Source organism: Sphingomonas ginsengisoli An et al. 2013, from assembly GCF_009363895.1.
Taxonomy (GTDB): Bacteria; Pseudomonadota; Alphaproteobacteria; order Sphingomonadales; family Sphingomonadaceae; genus Sphingomicrobium; species Sphingomicrobium ginsengisoli.
The window spans coordinates 274,903-290,617 of the sequence record NZ_CP045434.1 but is presented as its reverse complement, the minus strand read 5'-3'; the positions used below and the strand labels follow the sequence as shown (position 1 = coordinate 290,617).

Here is a 15,715-nt window from a genome sequence, read left to right as displayed (position 1 = left end):
TGGAACACCCGCTACTGTGAGGACGGGCCGGAGTGGGAAACCACTCCGGCCCGTTTCGCTGTCTGAGGTTGAGGGGGAAAGAACGGCAGTGCGGCTCAGGCCGCGACCGCCACGCCAAGCAGGTCGGACAGCGGCAGCGATACCTTGCCGCCGAGCCCCAGCCACAATTCATTGTCGCGCTGGGTGACGTCGCGGACGGTCCCGACGCTGTGAACTGTGGTGACGAGGTCGGCGCCACTCGCATCCTTGGCGATCAGCTTGAGCGAATAAGCCCCGTCGGGTGCCCGGCTGCCGTCGCTCATCCGCCCGTCCCACGCGAACGACCTGCTCGCCGCGCCGCCGGCGATCGTCGGGGTCGCGACTAGCTTGCCGCTGCTGTCGCGGATTTCGGCGGAGAGGGTGGCGGGCGTGCTCGGCACGCTCCAGTTCCACTGCGCGCTGCCGCCGCCCGCCAGCGCCGCGACCGAGTTGGAGAATTCGGCCTGGCGCCCGATCAGTCCGGCAGCGCCGCTGCATCGCAACCGCGAGATGTGGTCGACCTTCGCCGCGGCGTGCGGGGCGGCCGACAATGCGCTGCCGCCCGAGCTTCGCGCGAGCATCATCTCCTTGAGCCTGTGGGTCGACCGGCACACCAGCGCGGTGATGGCGGGACGCGAGCGGTGCGAGCCGCTGCTCGACGTCAACCAATTGCTGATGGACGGGCTGGCGGGGTCGGCGGCGGTCCGCTCAGCGTGAGGCGAGCTGGGCCGGGCTGTCGCGCTCGGAGCCCTTGGGCAGGAGCACGCGCAGCTTGCGGCCGGCGAAGTCGATCGAGACCTTGTCGAAGGCGCGGATCGCGTTCATCCCGAGCAGCATCGCCGGCTTGTCGTCGAGCTTGAGCTGGTGGAAGGTGTGCGCGTCGGCGAACACCACCGCGACGTTGGTCAGCGTCACCCCGCCGAGGACGAGTTCGCGCAGGAAGGTGTAGCTGCCGGTCAGCTTGGCGCCGGTCACCGAGGTCAGCTCGATCTGGCTGTCGCCCGCCAAGAGGCCCTTGCGCCGGAGCATCGCCTCCATCGCCGGATTGCCGATGTTGAGGTCGGAGCCGGTGTCCACCACCACCGAGACGCCGTGGCCGCTGGCGAGCGCGTTGGTGAGAATCAGCCGCCCGGCCTGGCGACGGCCCTGGACCACCACCGTGCCGGGATCGTCGGGCGGCGCCTGACGGGCCGAGGTGATCGAGAGCGTCTTGGCCTTGAAATCGAACTGGACCCGCTGCGCGCGCAGGCTGTCGGTGCCAAGGATGCCGTCGGCGCCGATGTTGATGCCCTCGAGCACCGCGGCGTCGATCCCGTCGACCCGTTTGGCGGTATATTCGAGGCGGTCGACCCGCGCGGTGTGGATCGAGTCGACGCCCGAGATGCTGTGCAGCGTGGCGGTCGGCCCGCTCGGCAGACGCAGCCGGTCGGCGAGCTCGCGCGCGACCACGGTGCGGTCGGCGCCGGTGTCGACGATGAACTGGTAAGGCCCCGAGCCGGCGACGCGCACCGCGACGGTCATCCGGTCGCTGGCGTCGCGGCCCATCTTGGCGTCGGTGGTCTGGGTGGAGGAGTCGACCTGGGCGGCGCCGTTGACCGCCTCGACATGGGTGATCTGCGCCGCCGCGGGGCAGGCGAACAGGGTGAGCACGAGCGGCACGAACGGGACGGTGCGCATGGGTGAGCTCCTCTGCCGCGCAGCCTACGCCTCAAAAGACGCGCCGACCAGCGGGGAGCTAAACCTTTGCTAAACGAAGATTTGCGTAAGCTTGACCGCGAAGACTTTGAAGCCCGAACTCGGAGCCTTGGGCGTGGACAATCGACCGGTTGAGACGACGATCTATTCGCTGACCGACGCGCCGCCGCGGCAGCCGGCGCCCGAGCTCGAGCGGCGCGATGCCGAGCGGCATCTGACGCTGTTCCGGGTCGGCGCGATGGTGGTCAACGGGCGGCGCGAACTGTGCCTGATCAAGAATATCTCGGCCGGCGGCATGATGCTGCGGGTCTATTGCGCGCTCGAGCCGGGGGTGCCGGTCGAGGTCGAACTCAAGACCGGGCAGCCGCTGACCGGGCGGGTGACGTGGGTGCGCGAGCATCAGGTCGGGATCGCCTTCGCCGTCCCGGTCGACGTGATCGCCATCCTCGCCAGCGACGAGGCGGGCCCGCGGCCGCGGATGCCGCGGATCGAGGTCAACACCTCGGCCTATGTGCGCGACGGTGCGGCGACGCTGCGGCTGCATTGCGCCGACATCAGCCAGGGCGGGATCAAGGTCGACACCCCCACCCCGCTGACGCCCGATGCCGAGGTGGTGGTGACGTTGCCGGGGCTGGCGCCGCAACCGGCGGTGGTGCGCTGGGCGACGCAAGCTGCCGCGGGCATCTCGTTCAACACGCCGTTGCCGCTGTCCGAGCTAGTCGACTGGCTGCGCACGCAGCGCGACGCCGCGAAAGCCGCCTAATCAAATTTTGAAGGGGATTATTCGCCGGGCCGGTCGAAGGTCGGGCGGTAGCCCCACGACGCCGCCGCCTCGCGGTCGAGGTCGCTGACGCGGCTGGTCAGGCCGGGCCGACGGAACTCCGGCTGGACGCGCGGCTTGGGGGTCGGGATGTGGCGCAGCACCGTTTCGGGCGTGAGCGCAAAATCGAACGACAGGCCGGCGCGGCCGCCGCGAACCCAAATGACCCGCGCCGCGACGCTCAGGTCCTGGCGCTTGAAGACGACCTTGGCGCCTTCGACCGGAAGCTTGTCGCCTTCCACCAGCGCGCCTTCGGCCGAGAGATTGCGCAGCTTGACGCCAAGCGAGGTCCCCGACAACTCTAGAGCCGCGCTCATGAAGACCTGGGACCGGCGCTGCCGGCGGTTCTGCACAAATTGACTCTCGTCCATTGGGCCGTCGTATCCCTGACAGGTAAAACTTCGTTTAACGGTATATGACACGCTGGACTTACCCTCTTCTCGGCCTCGCGCTGCTGCTGGTGATCGTGATCGCCGGCGTGATCGGTGGGCCCTATTTCGCGCCCGACATGGCGGTCGACCGCTGGTTCATTGGCTGGCGCGCGGGCCATGTGGACCAGACCCGCGCGATCCTGGCGTTCACCCAGCTTGGCGGGTCGCTGGTGCTGGTGCCGGTGGTGCTGATCGCGACCGGCTGGCTGTGGTGGCGGGGCGAGCGGCGCGAGGCGCTGCTGTTCTTTGCGACGACGATGAGCGGGCGGGCGATGGTCGAGCTCATCAAATGGGCGGTCGATCGGCCTCGGCCGAGCTTCGATCCCTATCCGGTGATCGTCTCGGTGAAGAGCTTCCCGAGCGGACATGCGAGCAATTCGACGCTGACCTTGGTGTCGCTGGCGCTGTTCGTCGCGCCCGCGCGGTGGCGGGCGGCGGCGCTGACCGCGGGAATCGCGCTGGCGGTGGCGATCGGCTGCACGCGCCCGGTGCTCGGCGTCCACTGGCCGACCGACATCATCGCCGGCTGGTGCTTCGGGCTATTGTGGGTGGGCGCGTGGTGGCGGCTCAGCCGGCGCGGCGAAGCAGCAGCATCCGGTTATTCGCCGGCATCGCCTGCTGACGGTCGAGGCTGAAGCCGGCCTCACGCGCGGCGGCGGCGAAGGCGGCGACATTGCGGATGCCGAAGCGCGGGTCGCGCGCCTGGAGCGCCGCTTCGAAGGCGAGGTTGGAGCGGGCGAGCGGCTCGCCGGGCACTCGCCATGGGCCGTAGAGGATCAGCGGGGCGTGCGGCGGAAGGATGGTGGCGGCGCCGGCGAGGAGCGCGAGGCTCGCCGCCCACGGACTGATGTGGACGAGGTTGATCGCGACCACTGCGTCGGCGTGGGCGATCGGCCACGGCTCTTCACATACGTCGAGGCGGAGCGGCGGGCGGAGGTTGGCGGGCCCCTCCTCGCGCCAGGCGGCGATGGATTCGAGCGCGTCAGGCGCGGGGTCGGTCGGCTGCCACTCGAGCGCGGGGAAGCGGCGGGCAAAGGCGAGTGCGTGCTCGCCGGTACCGCTGGCGATCTCGAGTACCAGGCCGGTGGGCGGGAGCCACTCGGCGAGGACGTCGCCGATCGGCCCGACGTTGCGCGACGCCGCGGGCGCCTCGCGCTTCACGCGGAAGCCGCGGCTCGCCGGGCGCGGCGTTCGCGGATGAGCAGCCAGACGAGCAGGCCGAGCGGACCGGCGAGGAAGGTCAGCAGAAGGACCGGCGCCTGGACCAGCCGAGAGAAGCCCTTGTGGTCGGCGTCGCGCCCGATCCACAGGCCGATGAACAGGTCGAAGGCGAGGTAATGGGTCCAGCCGAGCACGACCCCGCCGTCGCTGCCGAACAGGCGGCGGATGCCGGCGATGCTATAGTCGCTAAGGTCGGCCGGCCCCTGCCCTGCCGCCTGCCCTGGATCAGCAAGATGGCCGACGAGCAGGACGACGATGATCGCATAGGTCAGGCAGAGCAGGCCGACGCCGGCATAGAGGATCAGCGAGTGCGTGGTCGGCCGGCGGGGCAGCAGGATGAGCGCCGCCCAGCCGAGCACCGCCACCAAATTGACGAATCCCCAAGCCCAGTCCCAGCTCACGCCGGGTCGCGCTCGCCGGCGAGGAGGCGCTTGGCGCGCAGGTACATCTCGATGCGGGTGAAGATCAGCAGCCCGACCGCAAAGCCCATCAGCCCGTCGGTAATGATCGTCGCCAGCAACGCCGGATGGTGGTCACCGGGATTGACGCCGGCGACGTCGCGGATCGCGGTGCGGGCGAACACGATCACGATGAGCAAGATGGTCGCGGCCGGCGAGGCCTGCTGGAACAGCTGTCCGGTCGCCGGCTCGACCCGGATGCGCATCAGCTTGCCACGATGCCAGCCCGCCGCGGCCCCGACCAACACTCCCGCAATCAGCGCCAGCCAACCGCTCGGCGGGGTCGGCACGAACGCCAGCGAAGCGAGGATCAACAGCGACGCCAGCGCCGGCATGATCCACATCCGCTCGATCCTGAGCGGTTGTTCCTTCGCCGCCCGGCGCAGGCGGAACAGCATGATGGCCGCCACCACGAAGAGCGGCAGAAGCTTGCTCCAGTTCATTGCCCGCCGACTTCGCTGCGGCCGCTGATCTTGTCGGCGTCGGGCGCGGGGGTCTTCCAGGCGACGATCGGCTTCCTCGCCGCGAGCGTCTCGTCGAGGCGGCGACGCGGGGCGTGGACCGGGGCGGCCTTGAGGGTCTCGTCCCCGGCCTTGGCGCGCTCGGCGACGTGGCGGAGCGCGGCGACGAACTGGTCGAGCGCGGCCTTGCTCTCGGTCTCGGTCGGCTCGATCAGCATCGCGCCATGCACCACCAGCGGGAAGTACATGGTCATCGGGTGGAAGCCCTCGTCGATCAGCCCCTTGGCGAGATCGAGCGTGGTGAGGCCGGCGGCGAACCCCTTATCGGAGAAGATCGCCTCGTGCATGCACGGGCCCGAGCCTGCGAAGGGCGCGTCGAGCAGGTCCTCGCAGCTGCGCAGGATGTAGTTGGCGTTCAACACCGCATCCTCGGCGACCTGGCGGAGGCCGTCGGCGCCGTGGCTGAGGATGTAGGTGAGCGCCCGGGTGAACATGCCCATCTGGCCGTGGAAGGCGGTCATCCGTCCGAAGCTCGCCAGCGGGCCGCCGAAATGCTCGCGCGCGAAATCGTCAGCCTGCTCTTCCTCGACGAGGTGGACGACGCCGTCCTTGGTCCGCGCGGTGTAGGGCAAGGGCGCGAAGCGGCTCAGCGCCTCGGACAGGACCACCGGGCCCGAGCCCGGGCCACCGCCGCCGTGCGGGGTGGAGAAGGTCTTGTGGAGGTTGATGTGCATCGCGTCGACGCCGAGGTCGCCGGGGCGGACCCGGCCGACGATGGCGTTGAAGTTGGCGCCGTCGCAATAGACGAAGGCACCGGCGGCGTGGACCGCGTCGCTGATCGCCTTCATGTCGGGCTCGAACAGCCCGCAGGTGTTGGGGTTGGTGATCATCACCGCGGCGACGTCGGGCCCGAGGCGGGCCTTCAAGGCGTCGAGGTCGACCCGACCGGCGGCGTTGGCGGGGATGTTCTCGACCGCGTAGCCGGCGAAGGCGGCGGTCGCCGGGTTGGTGCCGTGCGCGCTTTCGGGGACCAGCACCACCGAGCGGGCGTCGCCCCGCGCCTCGAGTGCGGCGCGGATGCAGAGGATACCGCACAACTCGCCGTGGGCGCCGGCCTTGGGGCTCATCGCCACGCCGTGCATGCCGGTGAGCTTGATCAGCCAGTGGGCGAGCTCGTTGATGACCTCGAGCGCGCCCTGCACCGTCTCGCGCGGCTGGAGCGGGTGGATGTCGGCGAAGCCAGGCAGCCGGGCCATCTTCTCGTTCAAGCGCGGATTGTGCTTCATGGTGCACGAGCCGAGCGGGAAGAAACCGAGGTCGATGCCGTAATTCTGGCGCGACAGGCGGGTGTAGTGGCGGACGGTCTCGGGCTCGCTGAGGCCGGGGAGGCCGATGGGGGCGGTGCGGGCGAGGCCGCCGAGGCGGTCGGCCCCCTGCGGCGCGGGTTCGAAATCGACCCCGGTGGTCTCGCTATCGCCGATCTCGAAGATCAGCAGCTCCTCGAGCATCAGCGCGCGGTTGCCGGTGACGGTGCCGGTGTCGCCCGGGCCCTGGGTTGGGGCGGCGGGCCGCCAGCCGCTCTGGTTGATGGTCACGCCACTGCCTCCCTGAGCGCGCCTTCGAGCGCGTCGATATCCGCGTCGGTGACGGTCTCGGTCACCGCCACTACCAGCCCGTTCCTTAGCTGCTCGGCCGCCGGGTAGAGCCTTCCGAGCGATACCCCGCCGAGCACGCCGGCCTCGACCATCTTGTGGACCGCTGGGCGCGCCTCGACCGGCAGCTCGAGGGTGAACTCGTTGAAGAAGGCATGGTTGACGAGGCGGACGCCGGGGATGGCGGCCAGCCGTTCGGCGACTTGGGCCGCGCGGGCGTGGTTGAGTTCGGCCAATTGCCGCAGCCCCTTCTCGCCGAGCAGGGTCAGATGGATCGAAAAGGCCAGCGCGCAGAGGCCGGAGTTGGTGCAGATGTTGCTGGTCGCCTTCTCGCGGCGGATGTGCTGCTCGCGGGTCGACAAAGTGAGGACGAAGCCGCGCTTGCCCTCGGCGTCGACGGTCTCGCCGGCGAGGCGGCCGGGCATCTGGCGGATATGCTTCTCGCGGCAGGCGAACAGGCCGACATAGGGGCCGCCGAACTGGAGGCCGACGCCGATCGACTGGCCCTCGCCGACCACGATGTCGGCGCCCATCTCGCCCGGCGACTTGATCAGGCCGAGCGCGACCGGCTCGGTCACCACCGCGATCAGCAGCGCGCCGGCGGCATGGGCGGCGTCGGCGAGCGGCTGGAGGTCAGCGATGCGGCCGAGGATATCGGGATATTGGACGACCACCGCGCTGGTTTCGCCGTCGATGGCGCCGATCAGCCGGTCGAGGTCGGTCTTGGCGTCGAGGGTCGGTACCGCGGTCGCGAGCGTGTCGCCGGTGAACTTGGCCATCGTCTCGCAGACCGAGACGTAATGCGGGTGGAGGCCGTCGCTGAGCAGCGCCTTGGTTCGGCGGGTGATCCGCCGCGCCATGCCGATCGCTTCCCAGCAGGCGGTCGAGCCATCGTACATCGAGGCGTTGGCGACCTCGCAGCCGGTCAGCCGCGCGACCTGGCTCTGGAATTCGAACAGCACCTGCAGCGTGCCCTGCGCGATCTCGGGCTGGTAGGGCGTGTAGGCGGTGAGGAACTCGCCGCGCTGGATCAGGTGATCGACGCTGGCGGGGACGTGATGCTTGTAGGCGCCGCAGCCGATGAAGAAGGGCGTGGCGCCGGCGGGCATGTTCTTGGCGGCGAGCGCGGTCATGTGCCGCTCGACCGCCAGCTCGGGCGCGTGCATCGGCAGGCCGGCGATCGGGCCCGACTGGCGCGCGGCCTCGGGCACGTCGCGGAAAAGATCGTCGATGGTCTCGGCGCCGATGACGTCGAGCATCTCGCGCCGGTCGGTATCGGACAAAGGCAGGTAACGCATCAGTCGGCTTTCCTGAGGAGAAAACGAAGGCGGACGTAGTCGGCATTGTCGCTGCCGACGCGGGCGGCGACGGCTTGGGCGAGGTCGGGGCGCTCGCCTTCCGGGACGCCGGCCTGGTCGAGCCAGCCGGCGCGGAAGACGGTGACCCAGCCGGCGACGCCATGCTCGAGCGCGGTCGGGCGCGGGATGGTCTGGACCGAGACGGGGTCGAAACCGGCGGGCTCGTAGACGGCGAGGAACTCGGCGCCGGTCGGATACCAGTTGGCAGCCTCGACCGGCGGGCGGTAGCCGCGGGCGACGAGCTCCTCGTCGAGCGCGCCGCGGAGGCGCTTCAGATTGTCGGCACCACCGAACTCGCCGGCGAAGCGGCCGCCGGGCTTGAGCGCGCGGGCGACGCCGGCGGCGACGGCTTCCTTGGCCAGCATCCAGTGGAGCGAGGCGTTGGAGATAGCGGCGTCATATTCGGCGGCGAACGGCATGGCGGCGGCGTCCATCACCCGCGCATCGAGCCCGCGCGCCTGCGCGGCGGCGACCATGCTTTCGCTATTGTCGATGCCGACCACGGTGGCGCCGGCCCCGGCGATCTGCGCGGTCAGCGCGCCGTCGCCGCAGCCGACGTCGAGGATGCGCTCTTGCGGCTGCGGGTCGAGCAGGCGCAGCGCGGCGCCCCCAAGCGCGGGGACGTAGCCTCCGACCCTGGCATAGGCGGCCGCGTCCCAGCTGCTGGTCGAGGCGGGTGCCTCATTCATCGGTTCGACACCATCCTTGGCTCCCGCACCATGTCGGCCCGGTCCGTGCAGACGAGCATCTCACTTCGGCCATGCGCGCCGAACTCCCGATCGGCGGCGGCGTGGAGGCAGGCTGCATTGAGCCTTCCCTCCACCGTGATCGGCAGACCTAGCGTCGACTGCACCTCGGCGTCGAAGCGCTCGGAGTTCCCAAGGCTCAACGTCCGCGCACTCGGACCGCGATGCTCGCGCAGGCTGCAGCTCAACGCGCGGCAGTCCGTCACCACCCCGCGAACGCGAATCACCTGACCGTCCAGGGCAACATGGTTCTGCCAGACTTCACGGATCGAATAAGCGGGCGGGCGCGCCGGGGGCGGCAGCTCGGAGGCAGCGAGGGCGAGGGCAAGTCCGATCACAGAGTGGCGGACCACTCGCGATAGGCGCTCTCGTCCATCAGGCCGTCAAGCTCGGCCGGGTCGGCGAGCTTTAGCTTGAAGAACCACCCCTCGCCCTCGGGATCGGTGTTGATCAGCGCCGGCTCATCGGCGATCGCGCCGTTGGCCTCGACCACTTCGCCGCTGACGGGGGCGTAGACGTCGCTGGCGGCCTTGACCGATTCGACTACCGCGGCCTCCTGGCCCTTCTTGAGCTGGCGGCCGGCCTCGGGGGCTTCGGCGAAAACGATGTCGCCGAGCGCCTGCTGGGCATGGTCAGAGATGCCGACGGTGGCGGTGTCGCCCTCGACCCGGATCCACTCATGTTCCTTGGTGAAATAGAGGCTCACTTAACGCGCTCCCTTGCGGACGTAGTTGTGGGGGACGAACGGCATGGCGGTGACGGTCGCGGCGAACAGCTTGCCGCGCTGCTCGAGCGTCAGGGCGGTGCCCGCTGTGGCGAGCGCAGTGGCGACATAGGCCATGCCGATCGGCTGCTGGAGCGAGGGCGAGAAGCCGCCGCTGGTGACCTTGCCGACTTCATTGCCTTCGCCGTCGAGGACGCGGGCGCCCTCCCGGACCGGCTGGCGGCCCTCGACGGTGAAGCCGACGCGCTTGGTGATGGCGCCGTCTTTCAGTTCGCCGAGGATGCGCTCGGCGCCGACGAACCCGCCCTGCTCCTTGCGGCGCTTGTTGATCGCGAAGGTGAGGTCGGCGGCGACCGGGGTGGTCTGTTCGTCGAGATCGTGGCCGTAAAGCGGGAGCCCCGCCTCGAGCCGCAGCGAATCGCGCGCGCCGAGGCCGATCGGCTTGACCAAAGGATCGGCGAGAAGCGCTTCGGCGATCTGTTCGGCGGCGGTGCCGGGGAGCGAGATCTCGAAGCCGTCCTCACCGGTGTAGCCCGAGCGGCTGATCCAGGCGTCCACGCCGTGGATGGCGAAGCGGCCGGCCTGCATGAACACCAGGGCGGAGACGCCGGGGGCGAGCTTCTCGAGCGCCTCGACCGCCTTGGGCCCCTGCAGCGCGAGCAGCGCGCGTTCCTCGAGATAGTCGATCTTGAGGCCGGGCAGCTTGTCGCGGAGGTAGGCGATGTCGCCGTGCTTGGTGGCGCCGTTGACGACGACGTAGAAGCCGTCGCCCTGGCGGGTGGCCATGAGGTCGTCGACGATCCCGCCAGCGTCGTTCAAGAGCAGCGAATAGCGCAGCCGGCCGTCGCCCAATGCAGCGAGCTCACCCGGGAGCAAAGTCTCGAGCGCGGCGGCAACGTCGTCGCCGGTGATGAGAAGCTGGCCCATGTGGCTGACGTCGAACAGGCCGGCGCTCTGCCGCACCCACAGGTGCTCGGCCATGATGCCTTCATATTGGACGGGCATGCCGTAGCCGGCGAAGGGGACCATCCGGCCGCCACGGTCGCGGTGCCAGCGGTCGAGCGGCAGGGTCAGCATGTCGTCGGCCATTTGGGGCAAGCTCCACGTCCGTGCGAGCGCCACGCGGCACCCGGAAAAACACGAACCCCCGTCTGTCGCTTGCGGCCTGAGAGCTTTCCCCGCTGGTGGCCAGAAGCCGGCGGCGGGTTACCCCTTCGGCGGCCGCCGATCGCTCGGCGACACTTTCCAGACGTCCTGCCCCGCGCGGTCCTCGGTGCCTGAGAGATTCCGGGGGCGGTTGCTCCTTCGGCGTCGGCCTGGCGGCCGAACTCTCCCGCGCGAGCCCTCCCGCCGGCACGCCGCCGGGTTGACGCGGTCAGCCTTGGCGAGGCGCCGTCCCCAAGTCAACGCGACTTGAGGACGGGCGGTGAGAATCTCGCGCTTAGCCTAGCGAGTGGCGTTGTAGCGGAGCTGCTGGTCGGTCAGCTGGAAGCCGACCAGGTGCTCGAAGGTCGAGCGGGCGACCGCGTCGCGGATCTTGGGGTTGGCAAGCGGGTCGATCGCCGCGTCGGCGTCACCGGCCTTGCGCGGGCGGGTAAGGTCGGCGACCACGTCGGCCGGGAGCGCCACCGCCGAGCGGGCGATCCGCACCGTCGCCTGGCTGCGGCCCTGGGCGCGGTAGGAGCCCGCGGCGAAGTCGAGCGCGACCGCGCCGACATGCTTGGCGGCAATCGCGCTGCCGCCCTGCACCGCCGCCGAATAGAAGGGCAGCACGACCTGGCGCGCGGCGCCGGCGTCACGGCGCGTCGCGACGACATCGAAGGTCACGGTGGAGACGATGTAGGTCGCGTCCTGGGTGCAGGTGCCACGCAGGTTGGTGATCGAGGCCGAGACGTCGATCGCCCGGGCGTCGGTGCTGCCGGCCGGGTTGAACAGGGTGATGTCGCCGGTCGCGCCGGGAATCGCGACCTGCGGGCAGCCGGTGCGCTTCAGATAGACGCCGCCGGGAACGAGCTCCTTCTGCTTGCCGTTGCACGAGGCAAGGGCGAGCGCAGCGAGGGCGACGGCGACAGGGGCGAGTTTCACGGGGGCGATCTCTTTTCAAATCGTTCGGGTCGGGGCCTCCATAGGAAGCGCCTTTCAACCCCGCAAGCAATCGCCTACATCGCGCGGCATCATGACGCTCCACCAACCGCTCGTCCCCCCGCGGCCGCCGCTCCGGGTGATCATCGCCGCCCCGCGCGGTTTTTGCGCAGGCGTCGACCGGGCGATCAAGATCGTCGAGCTGGCGCTCGAGCGCTACGGCAAGCCAGTCTACGTCCGCCACGAGATCGTCCACAACAAGTTCGTGGTCGACCGCTTGAAGAGCCTCGGGGCGATTTTCGTCGAGGAATTGGACGAGGTGCCCGAGGGCGTGCCGGTGGTCTTCTCGGCGCATGGCGTGCCCAAGTCGGTTCCGGCCGAGGCACAGAGCCGCGGCCTCTCCTACCTCGACGCGACCTGCCCGCTGGTCAGCAAGGTCCACCGCCAGGCGCAGCGGATGATCGAGGACGGGCGCCACATCCTCTTCATCGGCCACGCCGGCCATCCCGAGGTGATCGGGACGCTCGGGCAAGTCCCGTTCGGCTCGATCACGCTGGTCGAGACGGTCGAGGACGTCGCCAGGCTCGAGGTCGCCGATCCCGCCAGCCTCGCCTTCCTGACGCAGACGACATTGAGCGTCGACGACACCGCGCAGGTCGTCGCGGCGCTGCAGGCGCGCTTTCCCGAAATCCGCGGGCCGCGCGGCGAGGATATCTGTTACGCGACCTCGAACCGGCAGGCGGCGGTCAAGACGATCGCGCCGAGCGTCGACAAGATGCTGGTGATCGGTGCCCCCAACAGCAGCAATTCGGTCCGGCTGGTCGAGGTCGCCGAGCGCGAGGGCGTGCCGGCGATGCTGATCCAGCGGGCGAGCGAGATCGACTGGGCGTGGCTCGGGACCCCGGCTGCGGTCGGCATTACCGCCGGCGCCTCGGCGCCCGAGGTGCTGGTCGAGGAAGTGCTCGAGGCGCTGAGCGGCCATTTCACCCTTCAGGTCGAGGAAGCGGCGCACGTGCCCGAGGGCCTCACCTTCAAGCTGCCGCGCGAACTCATTGCCTGAGCTGCCCAAGGTCGACCTGTTCACCGACGGCGCCTGCCGGGGCAATCCCGGGCCGGGCGGCTGGGGCGCGCTGCTTCGCGCGGGCGCGCAGGAGAAGGAATTGTCGGGCGGCGAGCCGCTGACCACCAACAACCGGATGGAGCTGCTGGCGGCGATTCGCGGGCTGCAGGCGCTGACCCGCCCGGCGCTGGTCGTGCTCCACACCGACAGCATGTACGTCAAGGACGGGATCACCAAGTGGGTCCACAACTGGCGGCGCAACGGCTGGCGGACCGCCGACAAGAAGCCGGTCAAGAATGCCGAGCTGTGGCAGGAATTGTGCGAGGCGACCGAGCGCCACCGGATCGAGTGGAAGTGGGTCAAGGGGCATAGCGGTCACCCCGAGAACGAGCGGGTCGACCAGCTCGCCTGCGCCGCCGCCGATGCCCAGCGCAAAGGCTGACGAGGGCCACAACCGCCGTCCCGCGCGTTGGCGGTCGATGAAGACGATCGAACTCCCCGATGGAACCACCCTTCCCGCGCTCGGCCAAGGCACCTGGATGATGGCCGAGGATGGCTCGCGCCGCGCCGACGAGATCGCCGCCTTGCGCGCCGGGCTCGACCTCGGGATGACGGTCATCGACACCGCCGAGATGTATGGTGATGGGAGCGCAGAGACGCTCGTCGGCGAGGCGATCGCCGATCGGCGCGACTCGGTCTTTCTCGTCAGCAAGGCCTATCCGCAGAATGCCTCGCGCGAACGCCTGCCCCGCGCCTGCGAGGCAAGCCTGCGGCGGCTCGGCACCGACCGCCTCAACCTGTACCTGCTGCACTGGCGCGGGGGCGTGCCGCTGGCCGAGACCGTGGCGGCGATGGAAGCGTTGGTCGCGGCGGGCAAGATTTTGCGCTGGGGGGTGAGCAACCTCGATACCGACGACATGGACGAGCTGGTCGAGGCCGGCGGCGAGGACTGTGCGACCGACCAGATCCTCTACAATCTCACCCGCCGCGGACCCGAGCACGCGCTGCTTCCCTGGCTTGCCGAACGCCGGATGCCGGTGATGGCCTATAGTCCGGTCGAGCAGGGACGCCTGCTCCGCAATCCCGAACTCACCGTCATTGCAACGGAGGTCGGGGCGACGCCCGCGCAGCTCGCCCTGGCCTGGCTGCTCGGCCGCGACGGCGTGATGCCGATCCCCAAGGCCGGTTCGGTCGCGCACGTGAAGGAAAATCGCGCGGCGGCCGATCTGAAGCTTGAAGCAGACGTGCTCAGCCGGCTCGATCGCGCGTTTCCCGCGCCTGCGCACGCGGTTGCGCTGGAAATGCTTTAACCCGCCCGCCGCCGGAGCGAACGCGGGGCGAAGTCGGCGGCGTCGATCCCCGCCAGCAGGGCGTCGAGCGGGTCGCCGAGCAGCAGGTTGGCGCACAGCAGCGAGGCGGCGGGGGCGGTCTGGATGCCCATGCCCCCCTGCCCCACGCACCAGAAGAAGTCGGGTGCGGCAGAGTCGAAGCCGAACTTCATGCCGCGATCGGGGGCGAAGGTTCTGAGGCCCGCCCATTTGCGCTCGACCGCCTCGACCGGCCAATCGACCGCGCGCTCGAAGCGGTCGATGGCGATGGCGACGTCCAGCTCCTCGGGCGCCGCGTCGCAGGGCGGGCTGTCGCTCTCGTCGAGGGGGCAGACCCACACGCTGCGGTCGCCCTCGCCCTTGAAGTAGAAATTCTGGTGGAGGTCGGTGACGAAGGGCAGGTCGCGGAGGCCGCCGCGGCCGACGCGGAGCTGGACGACGGTGCGGCGTTTAGGCTGGAGCCCGAGCGGGGCGACGCCGCAGCGGGCCGCGACCTCGTCGCCCCAGGCGCCGGCTGCGTCGACGATGGTGGTCGCCCGGACGGTGCCGTCGGCTAGCTCGACCGTCCAGCCGTCGCCGTCGTGGCGAGCGCCGACGAGTGCGTTGCCGGTGGCGACGGTGGCGCCGCTGCGGCGGGCTTCGGCGAGGCAGGCGGCGTGGAGGGCGGCGACGTCGATGTCGGCGCAGGCCTGTTCGAACCAGGCGCCGGTCCACTGCGCGCGGGCGCCGGGCAGCGCCTGCTCGACCTCGGCGCGGGTCATGCGGCGGGGGGCAAATTCGGGCGGGAGGCCGGCGCTGTCGCCGAACTCCTCGCCATGCGCACCGGTGAGGTGGATCGCCCCGCGCTGGCGCAGCAGCGGGACGGGGGAATCGGGCCAGCGGCGGTCGAACAGGGGCTTGGAGGCGAGACTGAGCTGGCGCTCGGGGGTCGGGCCGCTGAGGCTCGGTTCCCAGAAGGCGGCCGAGCGGCCGGTGGCGTGGGCGCCGCACTGGGCCTCGGCCTCGACCAGCAAGACCGAGGCACGCCCCGCCAGCCGCGCCGCGAGGCTCGCCCCGGCGATCCCGCCGCCCACGATCAAGATGTCGACGTCGATGCTCACGTTCCCGCGGTTACGGTTTGCTAAGGGGGCGCGTCTAGGGCTCAATGGCATGATGAACATCGCTTTCACCACGGCGCTCGGCTTCGCGCTCAACGCAGTCCTGGCCGGCCTGCTCGTGGTGGCGACCGTGACCGATTATCGGCGGCGGATCATCAGCAACAAGCTGAACCTGACGATCGCCCTCCTCGCCCCGGTCTACTGGGTGGTGGTCGGGCTGCCGTTGTGGCCCGACGTCGCGGTCCAGCTCGGCCTAGCGGCGGCGGTGTTCGCGCTGTTCTACGTCTTCTTCCATTTCGGCGGGATGGGCGGCGGCGACGTCAAGCTCGCGACCGCGCTGGCGTTGTGGTTCTCGATCCCCGAGATGCTCAATCTCGTGCTGATCATGTCGGTCGCCGGCGGGATCATCACGCTGGCGGCGTGGGGCGACCATCGCCGGAGCGGCGCGGACGGCCGCGTCAAGGTGCCCTACGGCATCGCCATCGCCATCGCCGGATGGCTCGTCCTCGCCCAACGATATCTTAACCATTTTGGCTGATTGCTGAGGCTGTTCCGAGGGGGTCC

The 15,715-nt window shown here is 70.0% G+C and carries 21 protein-coding genes and 2 riboswitches; of the genes, 7 read left to right on the top strand and 14 right to left on the bottom strand.

Annotated features, from left to right (window positions below; all coding sequences use genetic code 11):
• Positions 1 to 95: 95 nt before the first annotated feature.
• Entirely contained in the window at positions 96 to 419 is a 324-nt protein-coding gene (locus GCU42_RS14925) for a flagellar hook assembly protein FlgD (RefSeq protein WP_162789270.1), read from the bottom strand.
• Here GCU42_RS14925 and GCU42_RS15305 point away from each other — a divergent pair.
• Positions 409 to 735, top strand: coding sequence for a flagellar biosynthesis regulator FlaF (locus GCU42_RS15305; protein WP_240309497.1), 327 nt, complete (start codon positions 409 to 411; stop codon positions 733 to 735). The genes GCU42_RS14925 and GCU42_RS15305 overlap by 11 nt on opposite strands.
• Here the strand turns inward: GCU42_RS15305 and GCU42_RS01510 are convergent.
• Positions 727 to 1,695, bottom strand: coding sequence for a retroviral-like aspartic protease family protein (locus GCU42_RS01510; RefSeq protein WP_114228164.1), 969 nt, complete (start codon positions 1,693 to 1,695; stop codon positions 727 to 729). The two genes, GCU42_RS15305 and GCU42_RS01510, sit on opposite strands and share 9 nt — an antisense overlap.
• Positions 1,696 to 1,828: 133 nt before the next feature.
• Between GCU42_RS01510 and GCU42_RS01505 the strand changes: the two genes are divergently transcribed.
• Positions 1,829 to 2,476 (top strand): PilZ domain-containing protein, encoded by a 648-nt coding sequence (locus tag GCU42_RS01505; protein WP_152569416.1) that lies wholly within the window; start codon positions 1,829 to 1,831, stop codon positions 2,474 to 2,476.
• Between the two features lie 17 nt (positions 2,477 to 2,493).
• Here GCU42_RS01505 and GCU42_RS01500 read toward each other — a convergent pair whose 3' ends face one another.
• Complete coding sequence (locus GCU42_RS01500) at positions 2,494 to 2,850, bottom strand: PilZ domain-containing protein (RefSeq protein WP_162789272.1); 357 nt, start codon at positions 2,848 to 2,850, stop codon at positions 2,494 to 2,496.
• A gap of 98 nt (positions 2,851 to 2,948) precedes the next feature.
• Here GCU42_RS01500 and GCU42_RS01495 point away from each other — a divergent pair, with 98 nt between their 5' ends.
• Positions 2,949 to 3,599, top strand: coding sequence for a phosphatase PAP2 family protein (locus tag GCU42_RS01495; protein WP_114228167.1), 651 nt, complete (start codon positions 2,949 to 2,951; stop codon positions 3,597 to 3,599).
• On the opposite strand, the gene GCU42_RS01490 is transcribed toward GCU42_RS01495, so the two are convergent.
• The 10 genes from GCU42_RS01490 to GCU42_RS01445 form a co-directional block, all read right to left on the bottom strand.
• Entirely contained in the window at positions 3,532 to 4,125 is a 594-nt protein-coding gene (locus GCU42_RS01490; RefSeq protein ID WP_114228168.1) for a DUF938 domain-containing protein, read from the bottom strand. The genes GCU42_RS01495 and GCU42_RS01490 overlap by 68 nt on opposite strands.
• Positions 4,122 to 4,586, bottom strand: a complete 465-nt coding sequence (locus GCU42_RS01485) for an ABA4-like family protein (protein ID WP_114228169.1) — start codon at positions 4,584 to 4,586, stop codon at positions 4,122 to 4,124. The genes GCU42_RS01490 and GCU42_RS01485 overlap by 4 nt, the downstream gene beginning before the upstream one ends.
• Complete coding sequence (locus GCU42_RS01480) at positions 4,583 to 5,086, bottom strand: CcdC protein domain-containing protein (protein ID WP_114228170.1); 504 nt, start codon at positions 5,084 to 5,086, stop codon at positions 4,583 to 4,585. The genes GCU42_RS01485 and GCU42_RS01480 overlap by 4 nt, the downstream gene beginning before the upstream one ends.
• Complete coding sequence (gcvPB, locus tag GCU42_RS01475; RefSeq protein WP_240309519.1) at positions 5,083 to 6,693, bottom strand: aminomethyl-transferring glycine dehydrogenase subunit GcvPB; 1,611 nt, start codon at positions 6,691 to 6,693, stop codon at positions 5,083 to 5,085. The genes GCU42_RS01480 and gcvPB overlap by 4 nt, the downstream gene beginning before the upstream one ends.
• A 2-nt stretch (positions 6,694 to 6,695) precedes the next feature.
• The gene (gene gcvPA, locus GCU42_RS01470) at positions 6,696 to 8,054 is read right to left on the bottom strand and encodes an aminomethyl-transferring glycine dehydrogenase subunit GcvPA (RefSeq protein WP_114228171.1); all 1,359 of its coding nucleotides are present in this window, start codon (positions 8,052 to 8,054) and stop codon (positions 6,696 to 6,698) included.
• Positions 8,054 to 8,803 carry a class I SAM-dependent methyltransferase gene (locus GCU42_RS01465; RefSeq protein WP_114228172.1) on the bottom strand — a complete coding sequence of 250 codons (750 nt, stop codon included), beginning with the start codon at positions 8,801 to 8,803 and terminating at the stop codon, positions 8,054 to 8,056. Before GCU42_RS01465 ends, gcvPA begins: the two co-directional genes overlap by 1 nt.
• Complete coding sequence (locus GCU42_RS01460) at positions 8,800 to 9,198, bottom strand: hypothetical protein (protein WP_152569415.1); 399 nt, start codon at positions 9,196 to 9,198, stop codon at positions 8,800 to 8,802. The genes GCU42_RS01465 and GCU42_RS01460 overlap by 4 nt, the downstream gene beginning before the upstream one ends.
• The gene (gcvH, locus tag GCU42_RS01455) at positions 9,195 to 9,566 is read right to left on the bottom strand and encodes a glycine cleavage system protein GcvH (protein WP_114228174.1); all 372 of its coding nucleotides are present in this window, start codon (positions 9,564 to 9,566) and stop codon (positions 9,195 to 9,197) included. Before gcvH ends, GCU42_RS01460 begins: the two co-directional genes overlap by 4 nt.
• The gene (gcvT, locus tag GCU42_RS01450) at positions 9,567 to 10,673 is read right to left on the bottom strand and encodes a glycine cleavage system aminomethyltransferase GcvT (protein ID WP_114228175.1); all 1,107 of its coding nucleotides are present in this window, start codon (positions 10,671 to 10,673) and stop codon (positions 9,567 to 9,569) included.
• 59 nt (positions 10,674 to 10,732) lie between these two features.
• Positions 10,733 to 10,836, bottom strand: a riboswitch (glycine riboswitch).
• Between the two features lie 2 nt (positions 10,837 to 10,838).
• A riboswitch (glycine riboswitch) is annotated at positions 10,839 to 10,930 on the bottom strand.
• A gap of 100 nt (positions 10,931 to 11,030) precedes the next feature.
• A complete protein-coding gene (locus tag GCU42_RS01445; RefSeq protein WP_114228176.1) occupies positions 11,031 to 11,669 on the bottom strand; it encodes a hypothetical protein in 639 nt (212 codons plus the stop codon).
• A gap of 91 nt (positions 11,670 to 11,760) precedes the next feature.
• Between GCU42_RS01445 and ispH the strand changes: the two genes are divergently transcribed.
• From ispH to GCU42_RS01430, 3 genes are read left to right on the top strand one after another with little or no spacing between them, the layout of a single operon-like run.
• A complete protein-coding gene (gene ispH / locus GCU42_RS01440; protein WP_114228177.1) occupies positions 11,761 to 12,726 on the top strand; it encodes a 4-hydroxy-3-methylbut-2-enyl diphosphate reductase in 966 nt (321 codons plus the stop codon).
• Entirely contained in the window at positions 12,719 to 13,168 is a 450-nt protein-coding gene (rnhA, locus tag GCU42_RS01435) for a ribonuclease HI (RefSeq protein ID WP_114228178.1), read from the top strand. Before ispH ends, rnhA begins: the two co-directional genes overlap by 8 nt.
• Positions 13,169 to 13,205: 37 nt before the next feature.
• Positions 13,206 to 14,036, top strand: coding sequence for an aldo/keto reductase (locus GCU42_RS01430; protein ID WP_114228179.1), 831 nt, complete (start codon positions 13,206 to 13,208; stop codon positions 14,034 to 14,036).
• On the opposite strand, the gene GCU42_RS01425 is transcribed toward GCU42_RS01430, so the two are convergent.
• A complete protein-coding gene (locus GCU42_RS01425; RefSeq protein WP_240309498.1) occupies positions 14,033 to 15,154 on the bottom strand; it encodes an NAD(P)/FAD-dependent oxidoreductase in 1,122 nt (373 codons plus the stop codon). The two genes, GCU42_RS01430 and GCU42_RS01425, sit on opposite strands and share 4 nt — an antisense overlap.
• A 49-nt stretch (positions 15,155 to 15,203) precedes the next feature.
• Here GCU42_RS01425 and GCU42_RS01420 point away from each other — a divergent pair, with 49 nt between their 5' ends.
• Positions 15,204 to 15,689 carry an A24 family peptidase gene (locus GCU42_RS01420; protein ID WP_240309499.1) on the top strand — a complete coding sequence of 162 codons (486 nt, stop codon included), beginning with the start codon at positions 15,204 to 15,206 and terminating at the stop codon, positions 15,687 to 15,689.
• Positions 15,690 to 15,715 lie beyond the last annotated feature (26 nt).

What these genes read in the sequence shown, in the direction of transcription:
- GCU42_RS01510 (WP_114228164.1), bottom strand. Translation starts at nt 1,695, where the DNA reads ATGCGCACCGTCCCGTTCGTGCCGCTCGTGCTCACCCTGTTCGCCTGC.
- GCU42_RS01500 (WP_162789272.1), bottom strand. Translation starts at nt 2,850, where the DNA reads ATGAGCGCGGCTCTAGAGTTGTCGGGGACCTCGCTTGGCGTCAAGCTG.
- GCU42_RS01495 (WP_114228167.1), top strand. Translation starts at nt 2,949, where the DNA reads ATGACACGCTGGACTTACCCTCTTCTCGGCCTCGCGCTGCTGCTGGTG.
- GCU42_RS01480 (WP_114228170.1), bottom strand. Translation starts at nt 5,086, where the DNA reads ATGAACTGGAGCAAGCTTCTGCCGCTCTTCGTGGTGGCGGCCATCATG.
- gcvPA (WP_114228171.1), bottom strand. Translation starts at nt 8,054, where the DNA reads ATGCGTTACCTGCCTTTGTCCGATACCGACCGGCGCGAGATGCTCGAC.
- GCU42_RS01465 (WP_114228172.1), bottom strand. Translation starts at nt 8,803, where the DNA reads ATGAATGAGGCACCCGCCTCGACCAGCAGCTGGGACGCGGCCGCCTAT.
- gcvT (WP_114228175.1), bottom strand. Translation starts at nt 10,673, where the DNA reads ATGGCCGACGACATGCTGACCCTGCCGCTCGACCGCTGGCACCGCGAC.
- ispH (WP_114228177.1), top strand. Translation starts at nt 11,761, where the DNA reads ATGACGCTCCACCAACCGCTCGTCCCCCCGCGGCCGCCGCTCCGGGTG.
- GCU42_RS01430 (WP_114228179.1), top strand. Translation starts at nt 13,206, where the DNA reads ATGAAGACGATCGAACTCCCCGATGGAACCACCCTTCCCGCGCTCGGC.
- GCU42_RS01420 (WP_240309499.1), top strand. Translation starts at nt 15,204, where the DNA reads ATGATGAACATCGCTTTCACCACGGCGCTCGGCTTCGCGCTCAACGCA.